This is a genomic window from Blastopirellula marina (assembly GCF_002967715.1).
Lineage (GTDB): Bacteria > Planctomycetota > Planctomycetia > Pirellulales > Pirellulaceae > Bremerella > Bremerella marina_B.
The window spans coordinates 238,468-264,759 of the sequence record NZ_PUIA01000017.1; the positions used below are offsets into that span (position 1 = coordinate 238,468).

21 protein-coding genes are annotated in these 26,292 nt (G+C 57.9%); 11 read left to right on the forward strand and 10 right to left on the reverse strand.

Annotated features, from left to right (window positions below; all coding sequences use genetic code 11):
- The first annotated feature begins 281 nt into the window (after positions 1-281).
- From C5Y96_RS06935 to C5Y96_RS06965, 7 genes are all read left to right on the forward strand, one after another.
- Positions 282-533: a hypothetical protein gene (locus C5Y96_RS06935; protein WP_105351313.1), complete on the forward strand. Its 252-nt coding sequence runs from the start codon at positions 282-284 to the stop codon at positions 531-533.
- Between the two features lie 455 nt (positions 534-988).
- On the forward strand, positions 989-2,008 hold the full coding sequence (gene gap, locus C5Y96_RS06940) for a type I glyceraldehyde-3-phosphate dehydrogenase (protein ID WP_105351315.1): 1,020 nt from the start codon (positions 989-991) through the stop codon (positions 2,006-2,008).
- Positions 2,009-2,254: 246 nt separating this feature from the next.
- Positions 2,255-3,391: a sialidase family protein gene (locus C5Y96_RS06945; protein WP_105351317.1), complete on the forward strand. Its 1,137-nt coding sequence runs from the start codon at positions 2,255-2,257 to the stop codon at positions 3,389-3,391.
- Positions 3,392-3,497: 106 nt separating this feature from the next.
- Entirely contained in the window at positions 3,498-3,869 is a 372-nt protein-coding gene (locus C5Y96_RS06950) for a hypothetical protein (protein ID WP_146115551.1), read from the forward strand.
- A gap of 140 nt (positions 3,870-4,009) precedes the next feature.
- A complete protein-coding gene (locus tag C5Y96_RS06955) occupies positions 4,010-5,407 on the forward strand; it encodes an efflux RND transporter periplasmic adaptor subunit (protein ID WP_105351321.1) in 1,398 nt (465 codons plus the stop codon).
- 18 nt (positions 5,408-5,425) lie between these two features.
- Positions 5,426-8,572, forward strand: coding sequence for an efflux RND transporter permease subunit (locus C5Y96_RS06960; protein WP_105351323.1), 3,147 nt, complete (start codon positions 5,426-5,428; stop codon positions 8,570-8,572).
- 149 nt (positions 8,573-8,721) lie between these two features.
- Positions 8,722-9,153, forward strand: a complete 432-nt coding sequence (locus C5Y96_RS06965; protein WP_105351325.1) for a hypothetical protein — start codon at positions 8,722-8,724, stop codon at positions 9,151-9,153.
- Here C5Y96_RS06965 and C5Y96_RS06970 read toward each other — a convergent pair.
- From C5Y96_RS06970 to dgt, 5 genes are all read right to left on the reverse strand, one after another.
- Entirely contained in the window at positions 9,128-10,045 is a 918-nt protein-coding gene (locus tag C5Y96_RS06970; RefSeq protein WP_105351327.1) for a DNA-methyltransferase, read from the reverse strand. The genes C5Y96_RS06965 and C5Y96_RS06970 overlap by 26 nt on opposite strands.
- A gap of 66 nt (positions 10,046-10,111) precedes the next feature.
- The gene (gene argS, locus C5Y96_RS06975) at positions 10,112-12,088 is read right to left on the reverse strand and encodes an arginine--tRNA ligase (RefSeq protein WP_105351329.1); all 1,977 of its coding nucleotides are present in this window, start codon (positions 12,086-12,088) and stop codon (positions 10,112-10,114) included.
- A 156-nt stretch (positions 12,089-12,244) separates the two neighbouring features.
- Positions 12,245-12,658: a ribosome silencing factor gene (rsfS, locus tag C5Y96_RS06980; RefSeq protein WP_233198845.1), complete on the reverse strand. Its 414-nt coding sequence runs from the start codon at positions 12,656-12,658 to the stop codon at positions 12,245-12,247.
- 146 nt (positions 12,659-12,804) lie between these two features.
- The gene (locus C5Y96_RS06985) at positions 12,805-13,875 is read right to left on the reverse strand and encodes a PIN/TRAM domain-containing protein (protein ID WP_105351333.1); all 1,071 of its coding nucleotides are present in this window, start codon (positions 13,873-13,875) and stop codon (positions 12,805-12,807) included.
- 148 nt (positions 13,876-14,023) lie between these two features.
- Positions 14,024-15,121, reverse strand: a complete 1,098-nt coding sequence (gene dgt / locus C5Y96_RS06990; RefSeq protein WP_158261125.1) for a dGTP triphosphohydrolase — start codon at positions 15,119-15,121, stop codon at positions 14,024-14,026.
- A 415-nt stretch (positions 15,122-15,536) separates the two neighbouring features.
- On the opposite strand from dgt, the gene uvrA reads away from it, so the two are divergent.
- The 4 genes from uvrA to msrA all read left to right on the forward strand — a co-directional run bounded on the left by uvrA (position 15,537) and on the right by msrA (position 21,173).
- Positions 15,537-18,401, forward strand: a complete 2,865-nt coding sequence (gene uvrA / locus C5Y96_RS06995; RefSeq protein WP_233198846.1) for an excinuclease ABC subunit UvrA — start codon at positions 15,537-15,539, stop codon at positions 18,399-18,401.
- A gap of 153 nt (positions 18,402-18,554) precedes the next feature.
- A complete protein-coding gene (locus C5Y96_RS07000) occupies positions 18,555-19,085 on the forward strand; it encodes a zinc-ribbon domain containing protein (protein WP_105351338.1) in 531 nt (176 codons plus the stop codon).
- A 141-nt stretch (positions 19,086-19,226) separates the two neighbouring features.
- On the forward strand, positions 19,227-20,198 hold the full coding sequence (locus tag C5Y96_RS07005; protein ID WP_105351340.1) for a hypothetical protein: 972 nt from the start codon (positions 19,227-19,229) through the stop codon (positions 20,196-20,198).
- 438 nt (positions 20,199-20,636) lie between these two features.
- Positions 20,637-21,173, forward strand: coding sequence for a peptide-methionine (S)-S-oxide reductase MsrA (gene msrA, locus C5Y96_RS07010; RefSeq protein WP_105351342.1), 537 nt, complete (start codon positions 20,637-20,639; stop codon positions 21,171-21,173).
- A gap of 15 nt (positions 21,174-21,188) precedes the next feature.
- Here msrA and C5Y96_RS07015 read toward each other — a convergent pair whose 3' ends face one another.
- The 5 genes from C5Y96_RS07015 to C5Y96_RS07035 form a co-directional block, all read right to left on the reverse strand.
- A complete protein-coding gene (locus C5Y96_RS07015) occupies positions 21,189-21,665 on the reverse strand; it encodes a hypothetical protein (RefSeq protein ID WP_146115552.1) in 477 nt (158 codons plus the stop codon).
- A 63-nt stretch (positions 21,666-21,728) separates the two neighbouring features.
- A complete protein-coding gene (locus C5Y96_RS07020; protein WP_105351346.1) occupies positions 21,729-23,117 on the reverse strand; it encodes an arylsulfatase in 1,389 nt (462 codons plus the stop codon).
- A gap of 47 nt (positions 23,118-23,164) precedes the next feature.
- Positions 23,165-24,418 carry a polysaccharide pyruvyl transferase family protein gene (locus tag C5Y96_RS07025; RefSeq protein WP_105351348.1) on the reverse strand — a complete coding sequence of 418 codons (1,254 nt, stop codon included), beginning with the start codon at positions 24,416-24,418 and terminating at the stop codon, positions 23,165-23,167.
- A 43-nt stretch (positions 24,419-24,461) separates the two neighbouring features.
- Positions 24,462-25,448, reverse strand: coding sequence for a hypothetical protein (locus C5Y96_RS07030; protein WP_105351350.1), 987 nt, complete (start codon positions 25,446-25,448; stop codon positions 24,462-24,464).
- A gap of 152 nt (positions 25,449-25,600) precedes the next feature.
- The gene (locus tag C5Y96_RS07035) at positions 25,601-26,035 is read right to left on the reverse strand and encodes a hypothetical protein (RefSeq protein WP_105351352.1); all 435 of its coding nucleotides are present in this window, start codon (positions 26,033-26,035) and stop codon (positions 25,601-25,603) included.
- Positions 26,036-26,292: the final 257 nt, after the last annotated feature.

A 26,292-nucleotide genomic window follows, 5' to 3' on the forward strand; every position in this document is an offset into this window, starting at 1 on the left:
GAGTTCCTCCCTGGTGGGTCTAAGTGTCCGCCTAGAATAACCGACCTCAGCCCGGAAAACCCAGCCAGCTAACCAACAATTTTCGACAAGATGTCTGTTTCTACTAACACCTTAGCCGTTTGGACCCCGATTTGCAGAGAATATTTCTGTAGCCACCGAGATGCCTTTGCAGTTATACTTACCATAGAAGCCTGATAACGAAGGTGTCTTTTCCGCAGGTTAGTCGGACGGGCATTCTGAGGAGTGGAATGGCCACAAATTAGCCAGGGAGATGAAGTGTTATGAAATTAGGAATCCTTTTACTGTCGGTCGGAGCTCTCTGGTCCATTTTGGGAGCCATGGTCCTGGGTGTGGGCGTGCTGCTTTATCCCGTGGCCTGGGCTGCTGTGTTTGCCGTGCTTTACGGTGTCCATAAAATCGCAGATTCCCGGCAAAACAAGTCTCTCTCGGCACGAAACCTATCTGAAAAACCGTCCGGCGATCTCTCGCACGCCGATCTTTCCCGCGACCAGAACGCGGCATGGATCCGATAGTCGCACGGGCAGTCAAGCAGGTCTCGCATTCGGGCGAGACCTGCTGCCTGGATCATTCTTCTTCCAATCTTCTTATCAGCCACTTCCGCTGTTGGACGACAACTGAGGCATCTTCGTGCCCATAAGGACCATCTTACCGGTCCATTCCACCCCTTAGACAACCGCGCGAGCAGTCCGCAATGGCAACCCCTTATGCCGCTTGTGCATCGAATTAAGGGGCCGTATAATCGCCTTCACCTGGGAAGCACTCACGTTTCCGTGAATTTTGTTTGGCGCTTCGTGGGAAAACTCTGGGCACGGATGTCTGGCCCGCTTGGGCACGCTCAGGATGCGTGCTATAACGCCGAATACACACCCCAATCGGCAGCGTTCCTATTAGGGAACAGAGATACCAACACACATGACGGCGAACCGCTCGCCGCCCAACGATTTACCCCCTCAGGAGATTACGTACCGTGGCAGTAAAGGTTGCAATTAACGGTTTTGGACGTATCGGTCGACTTACCTTTCGCAACATGATCGCTCGTCCTGAGGAGTTCGAGGTTGTTGCGATTAACGACCTGACCGACAACGAAATGCTCGCGACGCTGCTGAAGTACGACAGCACGCACCGTCGCTTCCCTGGCACCGTCGAATTCGACAGCGAAGGCCTGACGGTCAACGGCAAGAAGATTAAGGTTCTCGAAGAACGTAACCCAGCCAACCTACCATGGGGCGACCTGGGTGTTGACGTTGTTATCGAATCGACCGGCGTTTTCACCGGCCGTAAGAATGGCGAAAAGCCTGGCTACGACTCGCACCTGGACGCTGGTGCTCGCAAGGTCGTTCTGTCCGCTCCCGCCAAGGACGCTCCGGATCTGACCTGCGTTCTCGGTGTGAACGACGACAAGCTTACCGCCGACATGACCACCGTTTCCAACGCCAGCTGCACCACCAACTGCCTGGCTCCGGTTGCTAAGGTCCTGAACGATTCGTTCGGTATCGAAAGCGGTTTGATGACCACGATCCACGCTTACACGAACGATCAGAACGTGCTGGACTTGCCACACGCCGATCCTTACCGTGCTCGTGCCGCGGCTCAGAACATCATCCCAACCTCGACGGGTGCCGCTAAAGCCGTTGCTCTGGCCATTCCAGAACTCAAGGGCAAGCTGACTGGTATCGCCATGCGTGTTCCGGTTCCAACCGGTAGCGTCGTCGACCTGACTGCCAACCTGAGCAAGTCGGCCAGCGTCGAAGAAATCAACGCCGCCATCAAGGCTGCCGCTGAAGGCCCGATGAAGGGTATCTTGTGTTACACCGAAGATCCAATCGTTTCGTCCGACATCATCGGCGATCCGCACAGCTCGATCTTCGCGGCTCCTTTCACCGCCGTGATCGCTGACAAGCTGGTCAAGGTTGTTTCGTGGTACGACAACGAAGCCGGCTACTCGGCTCGTACCACCGACCTGGTCAAGAAGCTGGGCACCATGTAATTCGCCTGTTTCTGACCTAAAAAACCATCAAAACCCTCGGATGCGTATGTATCCGAGGGTTTTTTCATGCGCTAATAAATATGGCGTAGACTTAGAAAGGCCAGAATCCGCGCAAAATTTGCCCGCATGATTCGCTTTGACACAGATGGCCGAATGTCGGAACATTGAGGACAGCATCCTGGTTGATGCGACCCCTCCCCAATTGCTCGCAAAGCTATCCACAAACGACGACTGCCGAACACTGCCATGAAATCAATCGTTATCTATGGTGGGTTGTTTGGCCTGCTGGTCGGGCTCCTTGTATGTCCTGCCCGCGGTCAAGCTGCCGATTCCCAAGCCCCAAAACTGCCTAAAGTTGCCGGACAAGATACGCCTGCGTTCGTTGCTTCCGAGTTCATTTTTACCCCGGAAGACCGACCGACCAAGAATTCCCACGCGTCGACCATCGTCGAAACGTCGGAAGGGCTGATTGCGGCCTGGTTTGGTGGAACCCACGAAAAGAACCCGGACGTCGGTATCTGGATCTCTCGCAACACAGGCAACGGCTGGTCCACCCCAATCGAAGTCGCCAACGGCTACCAAAACGAAGAACTCCGTCACCCAACCTGGAACCCGGTGCTGTTTCAACCGAAAGACGGGCCGCTGATGCTCTTCTATAAAGTCGGCCCCAGTCCCAGTATGTGGTGGGGCATGCTGACCACTTCTACCGACAACGGTGTCACCTGGAGCGAACCAACTCGCCTGGGCTCCAACGAAGCAATCGGCAACCTTCTCGGCCCGGTGAAGAACAAACCAATTCAACTGGAAGATGGCACGATCGTCTGCCCATCCAGCACCGAGCACAAAGGGTGGCGGGTTCACTTCGAGGCCACCAAAGACTTGGGTAAAACCTGGGAAGTGATCGGTCCGATCAACGATGCCAAGCTGTTCAATGCGATCCAGCCCAGCATTCTGACCTACGGCGACGGGAAGATGCAGATCCTTTGCCGTACGCGCGAGAACCTGGTGGCTTCGGCCTGGTCGGAAGATGGCGGCAAGACCTGGAGTGCCCTCAGCGGTACCGAACTGCCCAATCCTAATTCGGGCACCGACGCCGTCAGTCTTACCGATGGAACGCAGCTATTGGTCTACAATCACACGATTCGCGAATCGGACTTTCCGGCCGGCCGTAACATGCTGAACGTGGCCATCTCGAAGGATGGCCATGCCTGGCATCCTGTCTTGACGCTCGAGCGACAACCGGGCGAATACTCTTACCCAGCCGTCATTCAAACCTCTGACGGTAAAGTGCATATTGTCTACACGTATCGTCGAGAAACGATCAAACACGTGGTGATCGACCCTACGAAATTGAAGATTCCGGCGGCGGCTCCGCCAAAATAGCGGCAACCCCCGCGACAATAGGCCGATAACTGCAATTGTCGGCGCATGCCCCTCGGACTATCATTGCAGACGTATGTTCCATAAGTTTCTAATTCGATTTCGCGCAATGACGGTGGCCCTGGCCATCCTCTGCATGGGGTACTCTTACGGCGTTTGCCCGGGGGGATGCCTGGAGGAAAACCAGTGGTACGCCGCGCTACATCACATGGTCCAGCACGACCACGAGATGCCCAGCTGCGCGCACGAACACGATCCGACCGAACATCACGAGTGCGATCAAGAAGGGGATACGCCCCTTCTGGTCTCGTTTCGGACAGTCGATAGCGACACCACGCAGGTTACTGCCTGGTTGCCGGCACTTGACCTTTCCAGCAGTACGTTCGCCATGGTGGTCTCGCGCGATACCACACTGGCGCTGCACGGTTCAGGCCCTCCTACGACGACGCTGCGCGCTCATTCTCAGCTCTTTCGCTGCTAGCTTCCGGCAGCCCAGTTGCCCCGTTCTTCGGGCACTTTCCCAGGCTTTCCTGGTCTAGGGTGCTTTACCTATCGCTGGCATGACCAGTGGCACCTCATTCATCTGCCGGACATTACTACAACTAGCAAGAAAGGCTCATCATGCCTCGCACGATTTTGCTTCGGATTGCGATCTTCTTGAGTATTGCGATCGCGATCGGCTTGATCGGATATTACTCGGGGATGCAACACGCTCCTGCCCCAGCCCCACCGACCGAAGCGGCTCACGACGATCACGAAGACGAACATGGACACGACCATGGTTCCGGAGAAGTCGTCGAGTTGACCGACACGGCATTCGCCAATCTGAAGATTGCCGTAAAGACGATGCGCGGCGAAACGTACATCTCGCCCCTCACCATACCGGGCGAAGTCGTCGAGATCCCAGGCCGCAGTAGCTTTACCGTGGCGGCCCCGGTCGGTGGAAACATTCGTAGCGTCAACGTCGACGCCGGACAGCTTGTGCACCTATCAGATCCGCTCTTCACGCTCGATATCGTCGACGAGCCCGTCCTATCGGCTCAGATCGACCTGCTGGATGTGCTCGGGCAGATCGATGTCACTCGAGCCGAGATCAACCGGCTCACGCCGTTGGCTCAATCAGGGGCGATCGCCGGCAAGGCACAACTCGAATTCCAGTACCAGGAACAGAAGCTACAAAGCCGCCAAGACGCTCGCATCCAGGAATTGATCGCCCGCGGTTTGACCACAAGCCAGGTCTCGACCGTGATCGAAAAGCGAGAGCTGATCAAGCAGATCGATGTCCTTTTGAGCGAAGTCCCGCGCGACTCCGATTCCTCGGAACAAGACCCGGTCTCGTTCGTTGTCGAATCACTCGATATTCATCCTGGCATGACGATTCAGCGCGGTACGTCTTTGGCCCGCCTGGCAGACCATCGTTACCTGTACATTCGCGGTGAAGCATTCGAGCAGGACGTGCCACGGTTGTACGAACTGGAAGCGAATCACGTCCCTGTCGAAGTCCAGTTCGGACACTCACATCAGGACGAAGCCCATCGCAACTACGCGACCCGCTCGGCCGAGATCGCTTACATCGACAACCACGCCGACGAAACGACCGGCACGTTCTTCTTCTATCTGCGGCTGAAAAACGAAGTCGCGGCCGACTCGCTGCTATTGGATCAATCAGTCACGCGGCAATGGCGATTTAAACCGGGGCAGCGTGTGCACCTGATGTTGCCGATGGATAAATACGAAGACCAATTTGTTCTGCCGCGCGAAGCCCTGGTGGAAGAAGGGATCGAAACGTTCGTCTTTCAGCAGGTATTCGGCCACGTCGAGCCGGGCATGAAAGAATTCCAAAAGGTCCCAGTCAAGGTCATCCATCGCGATACGAACACCGCCGTCATCAGCCGCGATGGGGACATTCGCCTGGGAGATACGATCGTCGTGACCCACGCCTATCAACTGTACTTGGAAATGCTCTCCCAAGCCGGCTCTGGCGGCGGCGGACACGATCACCACGGACATAACCACTAACCGCAGAGGAGCGAAATCATGTTAAATAACATCATTCTGTTCGCCCTCCGCAATCGGCTGGTCGTCGTCATGGCGGCCCTGGCCGTGATGGTTGTGGGGAGCGTCATTACCGTACGACTACCAATCGACGTGTTGCCGAACCTGACCCGGCCGCGCGTGGTGGTGATTGCCGAATCGCACGGGCTATCGCCGGAAGAAGTTGAACAGCGTATCACCTACGTGCTGGAGCGCAGCCTGATCGGTGCCTCCGGCGTGCAAGCGGTGCGTAGCTCGTCCGACATTGGGTTCTCGGTCATCTACGTCGAGTTCGACTGGGGAACCGATATTTATACGGCTCGCCAGATTGTCCAGGAACGCCTGGCGCTCGAGCAGGATAACCTGCCGCCAGATACCGACGTGCAGATGGCCCCTATGTCTTCGCTGCTGGGGCAGATCATGATCGTCGGCATGTGGAGCGACGACGGTTCGACCTCGCCGCTGGAAATCCGCACCATGGCCGACTGGACCGTTCGCCAACGGCTGCTCACCATTCCCGGCGTCGCCCAGGTGATCCCCATGGGAGGCGGACGCAAGCAGTACCAGGTGCTGGTCGACTTGCACAAGATGCACCAGTACGACCTGCAACTGGCCGACATCGAGAAAGCGCTCAGCGAAAGCAACTTGAACGTGACCGGCGGCTACGTCGATCAGAACTCGCAAGAGCTATTGGTGCGCGGGCTGGGCCTTCTGAAAACGATCGATGACATCGAAGACGTTCCTCTCACAACCGATCGCCATCGACCGGTGCTAATGCGGCACGTTGCCGAAATCCAGGAAGGCGCGCAAATCAAGCGAGGCGATTCCAGTGTTAACGGCCGCGACGCCGTGGTGCTGACCATTCAAAAGCAGCCCAACGTCGACACGCGGATGATCACCGAGCAGATCAACCAGGCCATCGCCGACTTGAAACTGGCGATGCCCAAAGATGTGCAGATCGAAACGACCTACCAGCAGCGCGAATTCATCGATCATAGCGTTACCAACGTGATCGAGGCTCTGCGCGATGGTGCCATTCTGGTGGTCATTATCCTGTTCATCTTCCTGTTCAACTTCCGCACCACGTTCATCACCGTGACGGCAATTCCCCTGTCGATTCTCGTCACGTCGCTGATCTTCTATTTCCTGGGAATGTCGATCAACGTGATGACTCTCGGTGGCATTGCGGTCGCCATGGGGGAACTGGTCGACGACGCGATTGTCGACGTCGAAAACATCTTCCGCAGGCTCAAAGCGAACGCGAAGCTCGAAAACCCTCGGCCGGTGCTGAAGGTCATTTTCGACGCGAGCGTGGAAGTGCGTAACGCGATCATCATCAGTACCGTGCTGGTGATTGTCGTCTTCGCTCCTCTGTTCGCGTTGAGCGGCATGGAAGGCCGACTGTTCACGCCGCTGGGTGTGGCGTACATCATTTCAATTCTCGCCTCGACTCTCGTGTCGCTGACGGTGACGCCTGTTCTTTCGTATTACCTGCTTCCCAACGCCAAGGCCACGCACCAAGGAGATGGCTTCTTCCTACGATTTTTGAAGTGGATCATCCAGCCGGTCGTCCGCGCTGGTCTCACGCAAAATGGAATCGCGGTGATCCTCTCTGGCGTGCTGATCGCCGTGGTCGGCAGCGGCTTCCTGGTCACGCGGCTGGGCACCGACTTTTTGCCTCCGTTCGACGAAGGTGCCGTGCAGGTCAACTTGTTCGCGCCTCCTGGCACCTCGCTGGCAACGAGCCGCAAGATCGCCAAGCTGGTTGATAACGAGCTCGGCAAGCTGACCAAAAGCGAAGCCAACCCCGATGGTCCCCTGCTGTGGTACACGACCAAAACGGGTCGCGCCGAGCAGGACGAACACGCGATGGGGGTCAACGTGACCGAGACGGTCATTTCGCTCAATCCCGAGGTTCACAACGGACGCGACGAAATGATCGCGATCCTGCACGAAGCGACCGAAGATGTCCCTGGCGTCGAGATCGAAATCGAGCAGCCGATCGCCCACTTGATCAGCCACATGCTCTCCGGCGTGACGGCTCAGATCGCCATCAAGATCTACGGCGACGACCTGACGCAGCTTCGCCGCACGGCGAACAACGTCAAGAATGCGATCTCCGACATCGAAGGCATCGCCCCGCCGGTCGTCGAGCAGCAAGCGATGATCCCGCAGTTTCGGGTCGAGCTGAAACGAGACGCGCTGGCCTACTACGGTGTGCCTGCTTCGTTCGTGAACGAGACGATCGAAACAGCCCTCAACGGTCGAGTCGTCACGCAACTGTACCAGGGACAGCGCAGCTTTGATGTGCTGGTTCGCCTGGAAGATCGCTACCGAACCGATCTCGATAGCCTGAGTCGGTTTCCCTTGGAACTGGAAAATGGCCAGCGCGTTCCTCTTTCGGTGCTGGCCAACGTTTACGAAGCTGGCGGGCCGAACACCATCCAGCGCGAAGATGGCCGACGCCGGATCGTTGTCCGCGTGAACACGCTGGGCAAAGACCTGGGCACCGCCGTGGCCGAGATCGACGAGCGCATCCGCAGCGATGTCGAGTTCCCCGAAGGGTACTTCTTCACGATGGGTGGCCAGTTCGAGGCTCAGCAAAGTGCCAGCACGCGGATCTTCGGTCTTTCGATCGTGGCCCTGCTGGTCACGTTTGTCGTGCTGTACTCGGCCTATCCGTCGACCAGCATCGTGCTGCAGATCTTGTTCAGCTTGCCGGCAGCGTTTGTCGGGGGGGTGCTCGCTTTGCTGATCACCGGGCAAACCCTTTCGATCGCAGCCCTGGTCGGGTTCATCTCGCTGGGTGGTATTGCGGCCCGCAATGGTTTGCTGTTGGTTTCCACTTACCTGGAGCAGTACCGCGAAGAAGGCTTCACCCAGCAGATGATCATCAACGGCAGCCTGGAACGGCTGGCTCCGGTGCTGATGACCGCGCTGACCACCGGTATCGGCCTGGTGCCGCTGGTGATTGGTGGAAGCCAGCCTGGGAAGGAGATGCTGTTCCCGGTGGCCACGGTCATCCTGGGCGGCCTGGTGACCAGTACATTCTGCGAATTCCTTGTAAGACCCGGCATGTTCTGGTTCTTCGGAAAAGAAGCCGCAGAGCGTCTGGCAATGGAGGAAACTTCGCCCGATAGCATCGAGTAGCAGCGATGTGCTCGTCAATCAGCCCGGTGGCACGTATCGGCAAGCACTGATATCGCCGCCGGAAACAAGCAAAAACGTTGCCAGTTTGGAAGATTCAGGGGAGAATCGCCGTAGCGGCGGTTGTCCCCTTTTCTTTCAAGGATCGCGTCATGCCGGATACGTCTGACGAAATCTCGCACTCCTCGTGGCAGGACGCGGCATGGGTCTTGGCATTGATCGTGACGCTGCTGGTTCTGTTCGGCATCTACCGCACCGAGGTCGTCTTGGCATCGCTGCCGTACCTGGAATACATCCCCGGCACCCTGGCCGCCGTCATTGGAATTTGTCTACTGAAGCCGCGGCAGTCGGTCGTGCTCTCGATCGGCATGGGCTACTTCGTGGGCCTGCTGCTGATGCCGTTCGCCTTAGCCAACCCGCCACTGAAATGGTACCTGTACATGGAAACCTTCACGGCAGTAAAGGTCAGCAACAGCTTGCCGCTTTTGGGCTGCGTGGTGGCAGGCATCGTCGTCGCCTCGATCTGGCTGGCATTTCGTGCGCAGTCGCGACGGCGAGTTACTTCCCAAGGCCAGGCAAACTGAGCTGCCCATTCTTCGTATCGGCCAGGCGTCCCTTGGCCATCTCGACATACTTTTCTGATTGGTCGATCCCCACGTAGCTGCGGCCTAGGCGCTTGGCGACAACGCCCGTCGTGCCGCTGCCAAAGAAGGGGTCGAGCACCGTGCCATCTTCCGGGCAGGTTGCGTTGATGCATGTCTCGACCAGCGTCTCGGGGAAGACGGCGAAGTGGGCATCGCGGAACTTGGAAAGAGGAATCGACCAGACGGTCCGCTTGTTGCGTCCCTTCGGATGAAACGCCTGATCCCAGCGGGCATCGTGCAGATTGTTGTTGCCACCATTCTTGCCTGCCTCCGGCGTGCTGCCGCGGCGATGAAAGTGATTGCGGCCCCCCTTCATCTTGCTGTTTTCACTGAAGGTGACGTGCGGCTCGCGGATCGCGTCGGCGTCGTAGAAATACTGGTTGTTCTTGACCAGCAGAAAGACATACTCGTGATCGGTCGTCGGCCGCGTCTTCACGCTACTGGGCATCGCGTTGGGCTTATGCCAAATGACATCGCTGCGGAGCTTCCAGCCATCGGCCCGCAGCGCGAGGGCCACTTGCCAGGGCAAACCCAACAGTTCGCCGTCGAGGTATTTGTCTCCTAGGACCAGCCACAACGCGCCTGTCTCCTTGAGCGTGCGGCGAACTTCGCGGAAGACCTCGACCAGGCTCTGCACGTACTCTTCCGGCGAGATCTCTTGGCCGATCTGATCGTCGCCGTCGTAATTACGCTGCTGGAAGTACGGCGGGCTGCTCACCACGCAGTCGATCACTTCATCGGGGAAGGTCTGCAGAACATCACGGGCATGTCCGTGATAAACGGAGTTCAACTCGAAACTCGGCCGAGCCGCCTTCGAAACCTTCCGTGGCATGATCTTCCTCGCTTGTCCCCTCACCCTGACCTTCTCCCCAATGGGGCGAGGGTACGGGATAGAGGTCTACATCTTGTCGACCGTTTGGATACCCAACAAATCCAGGCCTTGTTGTATCACCCGGGCGGTCAAATCGCAAAGCAAGAGTCGACTATTCTTCTGCTCTTCGGTGCCAGCGCTCAGAACTTCGCACTGATCGTAGAAGCTGCTGTACGACTTAGCCAACTGATCAAATAGATAGTTGGTCAGGTAATTCGGGCGATAATCCAATAGCACGTCGTCCAGCGCCTCGGAAAACCGCAGGATGGCCATCGCCAGCTGACGCTCGGCCGGGTGCTCAACGGTGATAGTCGCACCACTGCTTCGCAGGGCCTCGATATCGACTTCTCCCTTGCGGAAGATGTTCTGCACGCGGGCATAGGCGTACTGCATATAAGTGGCCGTGTTCCCATTCAGGGCCAGCATCTTGTCGTAACTGAACGTGTAGTCGGTCTCGCGATTCTGCGACAGGTCGCCATACTTCAGTGCGGCGATGCCCACCGTTTCCGAAATCTGTTTGCGCTGAGCCTCGTCCAGCTTCGGTCCATCAGGCTGCCGTTCGTCCCCCTCGCTGACCACCTTGTAAGCGCGGCTGACCGCTTCATCCAGCAGACCTTCCAGGCCCACCGTATCGCCAGACCGCGTCTTGAACGGCTTGCCGTCGTCTCCCATCACGGTACCGAAGCTGACGTGCTTCAGTTCGATATCGGTGTAACCCCACAGCCGCGTGGCGGCAAACAGCTTGTCGAAGTGCTCCCCTTGGCGGAAGTCGACCACGTACAGAATCGCATCAGGCTTCCAGTGCTCCATGCGGTACGCAATGGTCGCCAGGTCGGTTGTCGAGTAGAGGAACGCCCCATCTCGCTTGCGGATGATCATCGGAGCCTTGAATCCGTCGAGGAACACGCACGTTGCCCCTTGCGACTCTTTAGCCAAGCCCCGCCGCTCGAAGTCTTCGACCACGGCGGCTAGGCGATCGTGATAGAAGCTCTCGCCCAGCTGGTGATCGAACGTCACGTTCAGCCGCTCGTAAACCCGCTTGATTTCGTCTTCGCAGAACGGCAGGAACTCTTTCCACAGAGCGATGTTTTCGGCATCCCCTTCATGCAGCTTGACCGTTTCCTGCAGGACGGCTGTGCTGATCTCGGCATGCGCTTCGGCAAGCTTCTTCAGCTCGGGCGAATCTTCGGTCTTAGCGATCTTGGCCTTGGTCGACTCAATTGCTTCATTCAGGTCGCCAATCTGCGACTGAAAACGGCCCACTTCCTTCTTCTGCTTCTTCGCTTCGGCTTTGTCGGCAGGCTCTGGTGCGTTCTTGGCGGCTTCGTACTCGGCCGTTCGCTCGGCGAGCTTCTCGATCAGCTGCGGTAGCTCCTTCTTCGCGTCGAAGTAATCCATCAGCCCTCGCACCTCGCGGTAGATCCGCGACAGCTCCGGCACCGGGGCCGCTTTGTAGGCGTCTTTGTCGGCGAAGTGCTTGTAGCCGTAGATGATCATCCCGAACTGGGTTCCCCAGTCGCCCAGATGGTTGTCGCTGATCACACTGTGCCCGACGAACTTCAGCGTGCGGCACAGCGCGTCACCAATCACGGTGCTGCGGATGTGCCCGACGTGCATCGGCTTGGCCACGTTCGGCGAAGAGTAGTCGACCACGTACGTCCGCGGGGCTTCAACCTTTTCGATACCAATCCGCGAGTCAGTCTTCGCGTTTTGCAGCTGCTGCTGGATCCACTCTTCGCGGAGCTTCAGGTTGATGAAGCCAGGTCCGGCGACTTCTGGAGTTTCGCAGATATCTTCCACGTTCACCGCCGCAACCACTTCGGTAGCCAGATCGCGCGGGCTCTTGCCGAGCTTCTTGGCCAGGCCCATCGCGAAGTTGGCCTGGTAGTCGCCGAACTTGGGATCGCCAGCAGGGCGAATCATTTCCAGCAGCGGGCCCGCGTCGTCGGCAAGCGGCTGCAGCACTGGCTTAAATCGGGCACGAAGCAGAGCAAGAATATTCATGAAAGTCGCTTGCAGCTTGAATGTGTCAAAGTGTTCTCAGTCTTGTCCCCTCGCCCCTCAGGAGAGAGGTTGAGGGGTGAACTGGGTACCCGCTTCTTCAACCCTCCCCCTTGGGAAGTGAGAGGGGACAGGAATGAGATGAGCGGGCCAGGTGAGTTATTCGCCTGGGTTTCGCAGGATGCCGGTCAGGTCGATCTTTTTGGCATCGGCCCATAGCTGTTCCAGCTGGAAGTACTCGCGGGTTTCTTCGTCGAACAGGTGGCACACGACCGTGCCGTAGTCCAACAGAATCCAGCGGCTTTCATCGTACCCTTCGCGGCCCATGCGGCGATCGCCGAGATCTTTTTCGAGCTTGTCGTCGATCTCTTCGCTCATCGCGTGCAACTGCCGACGGCTACCACCGGTACCGATGACGAAGAAATCGAAGATCGGCGTCAGGTGCCGCATATCGAGAATGCAGATGTCGCGGCCGTTGTTGTCTTCGATCACCTGGGCGGCTGCCTTGGCGAGTTCAAAGCTGGCGTTGTTGTCGTTTTCGGAAGTTGCTTCCGGCTTGTCAGATTCAGTCACGCGAGTATATGGGGACTTGAGTAAATGGATATTTGCAGGCTGGCTACCGACGTTTTCGGCAGATAGCCACCTTTGGCGTTTGAAGATGGCCATCGACTAAGAAGCCGTAGCCATCCTACGACGGTGGAGTTACCAACTTGTTGCTATTAGGCCGTGGCGTGCGTCTTCTGACCGCCACCGGAAGTGCCTCCTTCGTTCGCTTCATAGCGTCCGAAAATCATGCGTCCGGCACTGGTTTGCAGCACACTGGTCACCAGAATGCGGACCTGGCTGTTGATGTGATCGCGACCACCTTCAACCACAATCATCGTGCCGTCGTCCAGGTAACCGACGCCTTGGCTGTCTTCTTCACCCTTTTTGACAATCCGCACCGAGAGATGTTCACCCGGCAAGAAGACTGGCTTCAAGGCGTTGGCGATCTCGTTCAGGTTGATCACTTCCACGTTGTGCAGCTTGGCAACCTTGTTCAGGTTGTAGTCGCCGGTGACGATCTTTCCTTCCAGCAACTTGGCCAGCAGGACCAGCTTCATGTCGACCGGTTGTCCTTCCATGTCCGGCGTCTCGCGGTCGTGGATCTTCAGGTCGACCTGATCGTTATTGCGCAGACGATTAAGGATGTCCAAACCACGACGGCCGCGACTGCGTTTCAGCTTGTCGCTGCTGTCGGCAATGCCCTGGAGTTCCGCCAGGACGAATCTGGGCATGATCAGCACATTGTCGAAGAAGCCGGTCTCGACGACGTCGGCGATGCGTCCGTCGATCACGATACTGGTATCCAGGACGTACGGCTTGGGACCCTTCACTTCCTTGGCGAATTCAACATAAGGAATGATGAAGCGGAAGTCGTCCTTCGTCTGCAGCACCAGACTGATACAGCTATAGCACAGCACCATCCCGACCACCAATTGCAGGGCCCGGTGCGCGGTAACTGCCCCGGGGTTATCGGCCGGAAACCAGACCTGCGTGATCAGGCCCAGGATATAGGTCAGCGAGAGCCCCACCAGCAGCCCGAAGTAAACCCCGGAGATGGTGTCGTATCGCTTGTTCTTGACGAAAATATCGATGCCAATGACCGACAAGGCCAGCATCATGACACCCACGAACGCAGGCCAAGGATTTTCCTGAAGTGCGCTACGGAAGGTATCGACCCGAATGACGGTAATACCGACACCGGCAGCCACCAGGATAAAAACAATTCTAAGTACGATCAGCGCCATGGAGAGCCTGCAGGAGACGACCAAAAACGAGAAGTTCGCGACGGCAACCCTCGGTAAGGCAGGTCGTGCTCCCCTTAAAAGACAAACCTAATCTCAATTCCAAGTGACGTATTCTACCCCGCATTTGCGGCGAAAGCATCCCCATCGACTAGCGAAAATGGGCGTCAAACTCCCGTTGGCAATAAGAATCGGTCATGGTGGCAATGTAGTACCCAACGGTGCGGGGCAGCCCCCAAACCTCGAACCAGTCGGCACATTTCCCGCGTACCAGCTCAGGACGGCGTAAATACCCCTCGTACATCTGCCGCAGTTGGTCCTGACCCCGCTTACGGAACGCCACGATCTCGGGGTGGCGGTAAACCCGATCGAAAAGGAACTGTTCTAGTTGGGTTTTGCGGGCACGCAGGTCGTCGCTTACCGTCACGATCGGCTCGCACATCTCGGCTTCCTCCGGCGAGCCTGGGTTCCACTTGGCAATCCGCTCCATGGCGGTCTGCATGACGTCGGTCACCTGGATGTCGATCAACTGGTGAATGACCATCTTCCGCAGCCGACGTCCGCTCAATTCTCCATACCGCTGATACGCTTTTTCTGCACTTTGCGCGAACAGCGGTACTTGCATCAACTCGTCGAACCGCACCAACCCCAGTTTGAGCGCATCGTCGGCATCGTGGGTGTCGTACGTAATACTGTCGCAAGCCTCGACCGTCTGGGCTTCCAGCAGCGGCCGTAGGAAGGTCATCTGCCGCTTGTCGACCCGCGTGATCTGCCCTTCAAGCACCTCGTGCGTGAGATTCAGCCCGTCGTAATAGGGGCTGCGCGTTTCAAGATACCTCACCAGCACCAGGCCAAACGCGTTGTGCGAGAACCCTCCGCAATCGGCCATACATTCCTGCAAAACTTCCTCGCCGGTATGCCCCAGCGGAGGATGCCCCAGATCGTGCAAATACCCCAAAGCCTCGATCAACTCTTCATTCAGCCCCAGGCTGCGGCCGATGGTGCGGGCCACGTTGACCACTTCAATAGTGTGCGTCAGCCGTGTGCGGTGGTAGTCGCTGACATTCATGAACACTTGAGTTTTATCGGCCATCCGGCGAAACGCACTGCTATGGATGATTCGATCGCGATCGCGCTGAAACGGAGAACGATACGGTTGATCCGACTCGTCGTGCTCGCGGCCGCGCGATTGTTTGCTCCGCAGCGCATAAGGAGCCAGAAGCCGGTCCTCGCGCTGGTCGTAATTCATGAATTGGTGCATACGTTTCGGTCGTAGTTTTCAGTTTGAAGTGTTCAGTTTTCAGGAGGCGAAAATTGCAGGAAGTCGCCGTGATTGTTTCTTTTATCTCGTTGGAAAAACAGGGCCCTTGTGTCATGCCTGACACGTCCTTTCCCAGGGCTCTCTTCACCCTAACCCTCTTCCCAAAGGGCCAAGGGGACAGGAGTTAGGTCGATGGGCCGTTCCGCTTGACCAACGTCTTGCTGAAAACGGAACACCGAAAACTGAACACTCAGTCATCCCCACTAGTTGCCACTTGGGGTGGGCCCTGTTAGCCTGAACTGAATTGTTACTCATCATTTATACCTTTAAGGTCGAGATTGCCCCATGGCAGGGGCAAGGCGAGAATCTCGTCCTTATCCGCCCAGCATGATTGTCTGCCATCGTGGATTTCCATCGAGACAAGCTGTCTGCCATCGATCCGACGCAGGATACGTCCTCGATCTGCGTCCGCGGGGCACGTGTTCATAACCTGAAAAACGTCGACATCGATCTCCCTCGAGATCAGTTGATCGTCATCACCGGGCCCAGCGGCAGCGGCAAAAGCTCGCTGGCTCTCGATACGCTGTACGCCGAAGGACAGCGTCAGTATGTCGAAAGCTTGTCGGTCTATGCCCGCCAGTTCCTCGACCAGATGGAACGCCCCGACGTCGACCTGATCGTCGGTTTGCAGCCAACCATCTGTATCGACCAGCGAACCGGTAGCCAGAACCCCCGTAGCACGGTCGCCACGATCACTGAAATCTACGACTACTTGCGTCTGCTGATGGCGCGGCTGGGGCTGCCTCACTGCTGGAAGTGCGATCGACCGATCACGCAGCAAACGGCCGAACAGATTCAAGATCGCCTGCTGGCTCTGCCGGAAGAAACCAAGCTGATGATCATGGCCCCGATGGTTCAGGGGCGTAAAGGGGCCCACAAAGAAGTCCTCGATCGCATCCGCCGCGAAGGCCTGCTGCGAGTTCGCGTCGACGACGAGGTCTACCAGATCGACGAAGTCCCCGAGCTCAACCCGAAAAAGAACCACACCATCGAAGCGGTCGTCGACCGCATCATCATTCGCGAAGGGCTTCGCGCTCGTATGAGCGACTCGGTCGCCATGGCACTGAAGCTGAGCGAAGGTCGGCTCCTTTCCTGCCATCTGGATACCGACAAGGTCGATGACAAGCATCCCAAGGGAACATGGATCGATCAGATCTTCAACACCGAGCTGGCCTGTACCGAGTGCAACATCAGCTTTATCGACATCGAACCCCGCACGTTCAGCTTCAATAGCCCTTACGGCACTTGCCCCAAGTGCGAAGGCCTGGGCATTTGCGAAGAGTTCGACCCCGACCTGGTCGTACCGGAACGCGACATGTCGATCGACGAAGGAGCGATCGCACCATGGCGCGGCCTGACCGCTTCCGCAATTTCCAAGGTCAGCAAAGGGCTCGATACATGGCTCGGCAAGCATAAGCTTGACCGCACCACCAAACTCAGCGACTGGAGCCAGGAAGATCGTACCAGGCTTCTTTCCGGTGAAGGGAGCACCTGGCAAGGCGTGCTGATCGCCCTCGAAAAAGAATACGTCACCACCACCCGCAAAAAGCGGATCGAACAGCTTGGCAAGTTCCGCGGCAAGCTTCCCTGCCCTGCGTGTCACGGGGCTCGTCTTCGCCCCGAAGCCCTCGCCGTTCGCGTGGCCGACCACAACATTCACCAGATCGTGCGTCTGAGCATCAACGATGCCCGCACCTTCTTCGACGACCTCGAGTTCGACGAACACGAAAGTCTGATCGCCACTCCGATCGTCCGCGAGATCTCCAAGCGGCTGGCCTTCCTGGAAAAGGTGGGGGCCGACTACCTCACCCTCGACCGCGCCGCCGATACGCTCAGCGGTGGCGAACTGCAGCGCGTGCGTCTGGCCACCGGCATCGGTAGCGGGCTGGTCGGTATCTGCTACATCCTGGACGAACCCTCGATCGGTCTCCACTCGCGCGACAACCACCGCCTGATCGAAGCCCTGGTTGAACTGCGTGACCATGGCAACACCGTCATCGTGGTCGAACACGACGAAGCGATCATGCGTGTCGCCGATCGCCTGGTCGACGTCGGCCCTGGTGCCGGCAGCCGCGGCGGGCAGATCATTGCCGAAGGAACGCCTGAAGTCGTCTCGCATGTCGAAAGCTCGATCACCGGGCAGTACCTCAGCGGCCGCACGAAGATCGATGTGCCCCAATCGCGCCGCAAGGTGGCCAAGTCGCGGATGATCTCCATCGAAGGAGCCACGACCAACAACCTGAAGGACGTCGCCGTGCAGATTCCGCTGGGCGCTTTCGTCTGCGTGACCGGCGTCAGCGGCAGCGGCAAGAGTTCGCTCGTCAACGAAACGATCACGCCGGCCCTGCTGCGCCGCCTGGGGCAACCTTCGCAGCGACCAGGCGCGTTCACCAGTCTTCGCGGCACCAGCCAGATCGACAAGGTCATCCCGATCGATCAGTCCCCCATCGGCCGCACGCCGCGCAGCAACCCGGCCACCTACACCGGCGTGTTCGACGAAATTCGCAAGGTGTTCGCCGACACGCGGCAAGCCAAACAGTATGGCTACAAAGCGTCCCGCTTCAGCTTCAACGTGAAGGGGGGCCGCTGCGAAGAATGCCAGGGGCAAGGCCTGAGGAAGATCGAAATGAACTTCCTGCCAGACCTGTTCGTCGAATGTCCCCAGTGTCATGGCAAACGCTTCAACCGCCAAACGCTACGAGTGAAATACAAAGACCTCTCAATCGCCGACGTGCTGAACCTGCCGATCGAAGAGGCGTCGGACTTCTTCGAAGCCGTCCCCACCATCCACCGCGTACTGGCAAGCCTGTGCGACGTGGGACTGGGCTACCTCTCGCTCGGCCAACCGAGCACCACCCTTTCCGGCGGTGAGGCCCAACGCATCAAGCTCGCTACCGAACTCGCCAGAACGGAAACCGGCAGCACGCTGTACGTACTGGACGAACCAACGACTGGGCTGCACTTCGAAGACATCCGCCGGCTGCTCTCGGTACTGAGCCGCCTGGTCGACAAGGGGAACACGGTCCTGGTGATCGAACACAACCTGGACGTGATCAAAAGCGCCGACTGGCTCATCGACCTCGGCCCCGAAGGAGGCTCCGGCGGCGGTCACATCATCGCCACCGGCACCCCGGAACAAGTCGCCGAAATAGAAACCAGCTACACCGGCCAATACCTCAAGCCACTACTCAACGGCCACGAGAGCTAATAACAAACGACCCGCGGCAACATCCGGTCCCCTCGCCCCGCCGGGCAGAGAGCTAGGGTGAGGGGGCGAACCAGGTACCAGTCCCATGTCTCTTCCAGTCGAAAGCCAGGCACACGCAACTCAACCAACGGCATAGCCGGCCGAGGCCCCTGCATGGATATCTTCGGAGACACCGACCCGAAATTAATGCCCCGTCACCTCTTCGGTGGTGCCTATCAGTTGGACTATGCGAGTGCAATTCGAGGCAATCCGGCGAAACAGAATTTCTCGGTCTGCCCACGGCATTGGTATCTCGACGCGATCTACCAGTGCGGCATGTGCCGTGAGAACTTCACCTGGACCGCCGCCGAGCAGAAGACCTGGTTCGAACAGTGGCACTTCTGGATTGATTCTGTCCCCAACCAGTGCCCCAAATGCCGAAAGCTACGGCGCGACGCCAAAGCGGCCCGGCAAGAATACAACGCCATCGTCGAACAGGCCCGCCACGGAAACGACCTCGCGCTGAAGGCCCGCGTCCTGACCTTGATCGATGAAATGACGACCACCGACGACCAGTTGCCTGAGAAGATCAAAGCAACGTACGAAGTGTTTGCCTCGCAGTTGAAAAATTCAAAGCAGCCCGCGGATCACGCGGATAAGAGCACACAAAAACTTTCTTCCAAAAAATCTCCCCCAAACATTTGACATGTATACACATGTTCACATATCTTAGGGAAACCCCTGCGATTCCCCCTCGAATCCAGGACCTGGAGACAGATCCCCCGAATACCACGCCCAAGTCTGCTTGGGCGTGCGAACACCGTTTTAACTCAACCCACAAGAAACATGTCCCATCCCGACCAACAACCTGAACAACACGGAGCCGGCCATCACAGCCAGACTCCGCAGGTTGCCGTGCGCGATGGGAACCGCATCATCTGCCCCTGCTGCGGCGAAGTCCTGATGGTCATTCCCGATCGCCCGATCGAAGAGATGACCATCTTTCAACAGGCAACGCAGGTCCGCGTATCTCCCAAAGGGGACCCGCGGCGAACGTGCGCGGCGTTGGAAGAAATGATTGCCCGGCAAGAGGCCGAGGAACGGGGCGATCACAAACCTCCGCAAGAGGAAGAACCGCCGCCGGAACCGTTCGTCTACGTGCCAGACCCCAACCGGCTAACGTACCGGGCAGACCCGCTCGTCGAACCGATCGACCCCGAGGTCGCCGCCCACCAGTTCCCCGACATGCGACCTCCCTGGGTAGTCCCCCAGGCCAAGAAACCGCGGAAACCGCCTGCGTACCGAGCACCGCGCGAACGCGACGACAACACGCGCGAACGGGAATGGCAACTGCGGCGCATGAAACGCCCGCCCGAAGAGGCCTGGACGTACGAGTTGGCGCGGCTCTACGCGTGGACCTATTACCGATTGCAGAAGCTGGACCGGCAATTGCAGGGAGAAATCTGCGCGAAGCAGGCCGAGCTGGATCGGCTGGAACAAGAGTTGTTCGAGTTGAACCCGGAACTCCAGCCCTTCAAATCGCAACCACGACAACCAGCGCTAACGGCAACACGTTTGCTAAGTGAAGCGAATGTGAGCGCCCCATCACTTAGTGCGCACGAGCTACCAACCGGCGCTCCGCACGCCCAAGCAGACTTGGACGTGGCACCCGGGGAATCGTCTGGTGTGTCGTTCGAAGCGATGAGCAACGTTTCATCTGGCGAGTTGGTTCACGCGTCATCTGCCAAGCCGATCGACGAGCCGACCGTCGAGTTTAAACACGAAACGCCTCATGCCAACGAACGCGGCCCGCCGTGACATGTCAGCTCCAACGGAGCGACCGCTAATAGCCAGGGGCGGCAGCCCCTGGAAAGCGATCGAATCAAAAACATCTTAAGCCCTGAAAGGGCGGCCGAACCGGTGCGCGCACACTCGGCCACCCCCTTGGGGCTGGCGAGAAGAAGATTGCGCGCGAACATGGCGTTGCCATAATGGACAATCTTCATCTCAAAGGCCGCGGGTTAGCGTTGTGCCGGGTGCGACTGGCTGCGCTGTTCGCGTCCGACGTTTTCCATTGGAATGTCTGCTGGCGAAACACACCCGAACTCTCTCCCCGCCGGGGCGAGGGGACAGGATTTGCTGCGCGCGTTTATAATACAACGCAGACCGATCTTTTGACTCTCACCAAGACGCATCAGCCAGGGGTGACCTCTTCCCTGACCCAGGGGCGTCTCTTGATTCCCAGGACAGCAAACTATGGCAGATCTTCAAACGGCGACTTTTGGCGGCGGGTGCTTCTGGTGCACCGAGGCGGTCTTTCTGGAACTGCGCGGCGTTCAGCATGTCGAGTCAGGCTACGCCGGAGGGCACGTTGCCAATCCGACCTACGAACAGGTTTGCACCAAAACAACCGGTCATGCCGAGGTGATTCAAATCACGTACGATGCGGAAGAGGTCAGCTATGAAGACCTGCTTGAGATCTTCTTTCAAACGCACGATCCCACCACGAAAGATCGCCAAGGGAACGACGTCGGCCCGCAGTATCGCAGCGCGATCTTCTACCACAGCGAAGAGCAAAAGCAGTTGGCCGAGGCCTTCATCGCCAGGCTGAATGAAAGTGGCGCATTCCCGGCCCCGATCGTTACGGAAGTCACCGAGATCAACAACTATTACCCGGCCGAGAACTATCATCAGGATTACCTGGCCAACAATCCCAGCAACCCTTACTGCGCGATGGTCGTACGCCCGAAGGTCGATAAGTTCCGCAAGCAGTTTGCCGACAAGTTGCGATAGTAACTCCCCGACGCGTCAGCTTCGCATGTATAAATCAGGCATCAAATACACGAACGGACCGACGCCTGTGAATGCAGCAGCCAGCACGACCGACAAGTGTGCGGATGTGATTTTGTTCCCGACGATCCGCTGGTGTAGGATCCACAGTGGCAGAAACAAAAGCGATCCAGCCAGGAGCATGCCAACGATTGGCACGGGATCGATCTCGATGCCACGCAGACAGGCCGTCATGCCCATGCCCGTCAGAATGGCCACCAGGTACATCCGCAGAAAAAGACGAGGCGCGAGTTTGGGAGACTCGTTGAGGATGTAGCCCAGGATGCCGGTCGTAACTGCGGTCATCAAAGGAGCGTAAACCCAAAGCTCCGCCAAGGGCGAAAAAGGCTTAACAATCCATCGCATCAGGTCAGCACCCATGGTTGTGTTCTGGCCTAAAGCGATCAGGCCGCAAATATAGCCGATCGAGAACGTCAGTAGAAGAAGATCCAACACGCCGAATTGCTTCATTGAGTTCGGCGTGCTCCCTGGCTCATCCTTGCTTGTCCACCGTGAAAACTACTTCGTCTCAAACTTGAACTTGAAGCGATCGTTCTCGGTGTGTGCCTGCTTAAAGATCTCGCGAACCTTGGCGACTACCAGCGGGTGCTGGGCTGAAAGGTCGACGTTTTCTTCGACGTCCTGTTCGATGTTGTACAGGGCGATCGGGGCGGCGGGGTTATTGGACATGTTGTTTTGCACGGCCTTCCACTTACCCATACGAACCGCGCGTCGGCCGCCGTGTTCGAAGAACTCCCAGTACAGGTAATCGTGCTTGGGCTGCTCCCCTTTCCCGGTCAGCTCCGGCACCATGCTGATGCCGTCGAGGCCGGCTGGCACTTCGACACCGGCCAGTTGGCACAGTGTTGGCAGCACATCCCAATGGGCACTAATGAGGTTGCTTTCGGTGCCTGGCTTCACGTGGCCTGGCCAGCGAACCAAAAACGGGGCGCGGATGCCGCCGTCGGTCAGGTCGCGCTTATGACCGCGATAAGGACCGTTGCTGTTGAAGAACTCGGGATCGTGGCCACCTTCCTGGTGCGCTCCGTTGTCGCTGGTGAACATGATGATCGTGTCGTCGTCGAGTCCCAGTTCCTTGACCAGGTGCATCACGCGGCCGACATCTTCGTCCATCTTGGTGCACATGCCAGCGAACGCAGCGATCGGGTTTTTCACGGGAGGTCCGGCGTACTTGCCAACCTTGTTTTCAAACTCAGCGAACTTCTCGCGGAAAGGAGCGACGTACTCTTCCGGCACGTGCATCGCGGCGTGCGGGATGGTGATCGGCAGGTAGCAGAAGAACGGCTTGTCCTTGTTATCGCGAATGAACTGCAACGCATGATCCATAATCAGATCGTGCGAGTAAGTCTTGCCGTCGAGCTCGATCTTCTTCTCGTTGTCGTACATCCAGGTTGGGTAGTACGTGTGAGCATTCCGCTGGCAGTTGTAACCGTAGAAGACGTCGAAGCCCTGGTTGATCGGATCCCCTTCCGAGCCGGGATAACCCAGGCCCCACTTGCCGAAAGCACCGGTCGTGTAGCCGGCCGCTTTCAGCAGTTCCGGCAGCGTGACCGTATCGGCCGGCATCGGCTGCTGACCGATTGGCTTCACTTCGGCATTGCCGCGGACTGGCGTGTGCCCGGTGTGCAGGCCGGTCATCAGCACGCTACGCGTCGGAGCACATACGGTGCTGCCGCTGTAGTGATCGGTGAACTTCATCCCTTCGGCCGCCAGGCGATCGATGTTGGGGGTCTCGAACTTCACCTGGCCGTAGCAGCCAAGATCGCCAATCCCCAGATCGTCGGCGAGAATGTAAATAATGTTTGGCTTTTTCGCTTCGGCTAGTTCCGGGAAGAACCAACCGAGGCCGACAATGGCTAACAACAAGGTGGCAAGCGTACGGGTCATAATGAAACGGATCGTCTCGATAAAAAGGAAATCGAATTCAATGGAAATTACAGACCGACCGATTGGCGAACGACCTCCATCGTCTCGCGCTGCCGCTGGGTCACAACGGCCTGGGCCTGGGCGACCATCTGCTGGGCGTGCTCTGGCCGCTGTACTAAGTCTACCACGGTCGACGCATAATTGGCGACCTGCTCTGGCTGATCGAAGTCAAACAGCCAATCCCCCAGGCCAATGTCCTGCCACATATAGCCTTTCGAGGTCTGCTCGGCAAAACGCCCGACAATCGCCGGAACACCGTTTCCGATGCACATGATCGGCGAGTGCATTTCGAGCCCGAAGAACCCCGCCGAACGCACGTACGTGCTAAGGGCCTGATCGGTGAGCCAGAACTTGTCGCGCCACACGACCTTCTGCTTCACCTCGTCGGAAAGCTGGTCATAGAGGTTCAGCTTGGTGACCTTCATCTGGGTCATGTCTTCCGGACAGAGCAGCACTTTTTTGTCGGTCTCGGTCACCAGCCTGGTAATCGCCTCGCGGACTGGCTGGTGATCTTGGTCCCGCATCGCTTCGTTGCGGGCGTTTTTAGCCGGATCGAACTTGCTCCCCGGTTTCACTTCCCAGTACGGCGTGCTGCGAAGCCGCGTGATGCAGCAGAGAAACTCTCCGTGCTTCAAACCAACCTGCTTGAGGTATGCTTCCGCTTTTTCATCGTCACGCAGATCGCAGGCAAACGCACCATCAGGACCGAACTCCATGATCGCGCTTTTCATGCCATCCTGCTTCGCCTTCTTCAGCGAAACGGAATCGCGGAAGTAGACGAACCTGGCCGAGCTCATCAGGTCGATTGTGGCCTGATCGGCTCCACCGTAGGTGATGCCATAGATACCGAATGGCTTGCCGGTGTGCTCGACGAATCGCCCCACGTCCTTGCGGGCCACGAACGACGGTCCCGAGCCATGCAGCAGGAAATCGCACGAGTCGACGGCATCCTTCAGGTCGGCATTGGAAACCTTGCCGGTCTCGCCAATCGAACCCTTTACGACACGCATGTTCGGAAATCGCTTGGCTTCCATCGCGTGAACTTCTTCCGAGAAGTCGCCGGAGGCCCACAGCGTGACGTCCGCTTCTGGAAGGTACTTTTCCAGCAGTGCCATCACGCCCGGCGTGTGGGCGATGTCACCGATGTTCACCACCTGCCACGAAGAACGAAGGATAATCCTCGGCCTGCGGGCAGGAGCCGCGTAGACCTGCGAAGCCAGCGCGGCAGCGACCGAAGTTTGTAAGAACGTACGACGTTTCATAGGAAACAACTCAAGGGTGCCAAGGGAAAGACGACAGCGGCGATTACTTCTTCTCGGCCGCATTCAAGGCCTCGATATTGGCCGACTTGTGCAGCGCGAGGATCTCTTCGTCGGTCAGTGCCCGATCGAAGACCGCCAGCCCTCCGAACTTTCCTTTGGTCGATTCCTTCAGGAACGAACCGACGGCATAGCGGGCCCCCACGGTGAAATCAGACCCGCCATCGGGCTTCGTCTTGGCGTGCTTCTCGGGGTCGTACTGGAAGATGCCGCGGCCGTGATAGTAAGGATTCATCCCGCGGTCTTTGCCGTCGGGGCCTTCCTGGGTGAAGTAGCGATCGTCCCGCTTGTCCTTCTTCGGATCGAGCTCGCGCTTCTCGTAGGTTCCGTTGATGTAGGCGGTGATATACTTGCCGTCGTAAGTGAACGCCAGCGTGCACCACTCTTCCTCCGGCACCGTGCGTTTGGTCGCCGCGTAGTCGGCACACCAAGGGAAAGCCGAACCATCCGCGCGACGTGTAACGCCACCTTCGGCGCTGATATGCGGGACCAACTGATTGGGGCCGCCGTAAGTCGGCATGTTCATCAGCAGCGAGTACTGACGCGTGCCGGTGTCGTCGTCGCGACCTTTCCCTTCACTCCACATGCCGGCGATGGTGCGGCTTTGGCGAAGATCGATAATCCGCACCACGGCGAACATGCTCACCTGAGCGTTGGGCCCGCTGATGTTCAGCTTGCCAGTCTTCTCGTAATCGAGTTGCAGGTACTGCTTGCCGTTGAGATCGATACTGTGCCCCGAGTACGGACCGACGTCTGCCCGGGCAATCGGACCGTTCACTTCCTTCAGCGGATAGTTGCCTGGGGCCAGGGACTCGCGCAGCCGGCCAGGGTCTTCGTCGAACGTCCAGAACGCAACCAGGCCTGGGGTGTTCAGCACAACCGAAGGATCGCCGGACGGTTCATGGGCCTCGGCCGCGGTGGCAAAGAAAGAAAGTCCCAGCAAAAGGGAGCACGAGATCGTCGAACGAAGCATAACGATAGTTCTCAGCAGGATTGGGGCGAGCAATATATGGGAGCAGGCCGAATCGAAGCCGATTCGACCCGTTCTCGATATTAATCAATCTCAATCCGACATGGAACCTTTTCGCCTATCGAAAGAGCCTGGTGGCAGGCGAAAACCCGCGTTTACAGGTCGGTTTCGTAGTCTCTAAGGCCGGCCAGCATCGTGTCGAGCGACAGCGACGGAATCTCGACAGCGAGCGTCTGATCTACCTCGTCCATCGCACCGCAAGAGGTGCCAGCGCTGCAACCCGATGTGTGCGAACAGCAGCTTCCGTTGAAGCCCCCGACCGGTATCCCAGCCGAACAGGTTCCGCCCGAATCGGATGTGGCGAAGAGGGTGCTCTGGTACTCCTGTGGTAGGTACTGCGAAACGGCCACGGCGACCTCTGGCGAGACGACCGTAATCACCAGCGACAAAAGAACCAGGCCGGCGAACCCGTACACGGTATTCTTCGCCCAGCGTCCCATTCGACCAGAAGATGCCACCTGCGGTGAACTTTGGCCAGCATTTTCGGTTCCTTCGATATTGGACTCGGTCGTCTGATTTGCGTTATCCATTTTTCTGTTCCCTTAAGACATTCAACAGCCGAACTGATTACCATTAAGCGTACCGACATTGTGCGGCGGTTATTCACCCTTTTTCCGTGAAGACCTCCACCGTAAGGGGAACTTCCCAGAAAATTCGCGATATCCCCCAGGTTGTGCCTGCGCTTTGCCGAATTTCCATTTCCGATCCCTTGCGGTTTTGTTAGCCTCACAGTGTGAGGTTCCTTACGATAGGGACAATCCAGCCCCACTGCCCAACAAAAACGAAT

Bases quoted from the DNA above. Each gene is read 5' to 3' on its own strand.
- dgt (WP_158261125.1), bottom strand. From the start codon at position 15,121: ATGAATTACGACCAGCGCGAGGACCGGCTTCTGGCTCCTTATGCGCTG.
- C5Y96_RS06955 (WP_105351321.1), top strand. From the start codon at position 4,010: ATGCCTCGCACGATTTTGCTTCGGATTGCGATCTTCTTGAGTATTGCG.
- argS (WP_105351329.1), bottom strand. From the start codon at position 12,088: ATGAATATTCTTGCTCTGCTTCGTGCCCGATTTAAGCCAGTGCTGCAG.
- C5Y96_RS06985 (WP_105351333.1), bottom strand. From the start codon at position 13,875: ATGGCGCTGATCGTACTTAGAATTGTTTTTATCCTGGTGGCTGCCGGT.
- C5Y96_RS06960 (WP_105351323.1), top strand. From the start codon at position 5,426: ATGTTAAATAACATCATTCTGTTCGCCCTCCGCAATCGGCTGGTCGTC.
- C5Y96_RS07020 (WP_105351346.1), bottom strand. From the start codon at position 23,117: ATGACCCGTACGCTTGCCACCTTGTTGTTAGCCATTGTCGGCCTCGGT.
- C5Y96_RS07005 (WP_105351340.1), top strand. From the start codon at position 19,227: ATGTCCCATCCCGACCAACAACCTGAACAACACGGAGCCGGCCATCAC.
- C5Y96_RS07025 (WP_105351348.1), bottom strand. From the start codon at position 24,418: ATGAAACGTCGTACGTTCTTACAAACTTCGGTCGCTGCCGCGCTGGCT.
- C5Y96_RS06970 (WP_105351327.1), bottom strand. From the start codon at position 10,045: ATGCCACGGAAGGTTTCGAAGGCGGCTCGGCCGAGTTTCGAGTTGAAC.
- C5Y96_RS06935 (WP_105351313.1), top strand. From the start codon at position 282: ATGAAATTAGGAATCCTTTTACTGTCGGTCGGAGCTCTCTGGTCCATT.
- C5Y96_RS06945 (WP_105351317.1), top strand. From the start codon at position 2,255: ATGAAATCAATCGTTATCTATGGTGGGTTGTTTGGCCTGCTGGTCGGG.
- C5Y96_RS07035 (WP_105351352.1), bottom strand. From the start codon at position 26,035: ATGGATAACGCAAATCAGACGACCGAGTCCAATATCGAAGGAACCGAA.
- C5Y96_RS06965 (WP_105351325.1), top strand. From the start codon at position 8,722: ATGCCGGATACGTCTGACGAAATCTCGCACTCCTCGTGGCAGGACGCG.
- C5Y96_RS07000 (WP_105351338.1), top strand. From the start codon at position 18,555: ATGGATATCTTCGGAGACACCGACCCGAAATTAATGCCCCGTCACCTC.
- C5Y96_RS06950 (WP_146115551.1), top strand. From the start codon at position 3,498: ATGACGGTGGCCCTGGCCATCCTCTGCATGGGGTACTCTTACGGCGTT.
- C5Y96_RS07030 (WP_105351350.1), bottom strand. From the start codon at position 25,448: ATGCTTCGTTCGACGATCTCGTGCTCCCTTTTGCTGGGACTTTCTTTC.
- msrA (WP_105351342.1), top strand. From the start codon at position 20,637: ATGGCAGATCTTCAAACGGCGACTTTTGGCGGCGGGTGCTTCTGGTGC.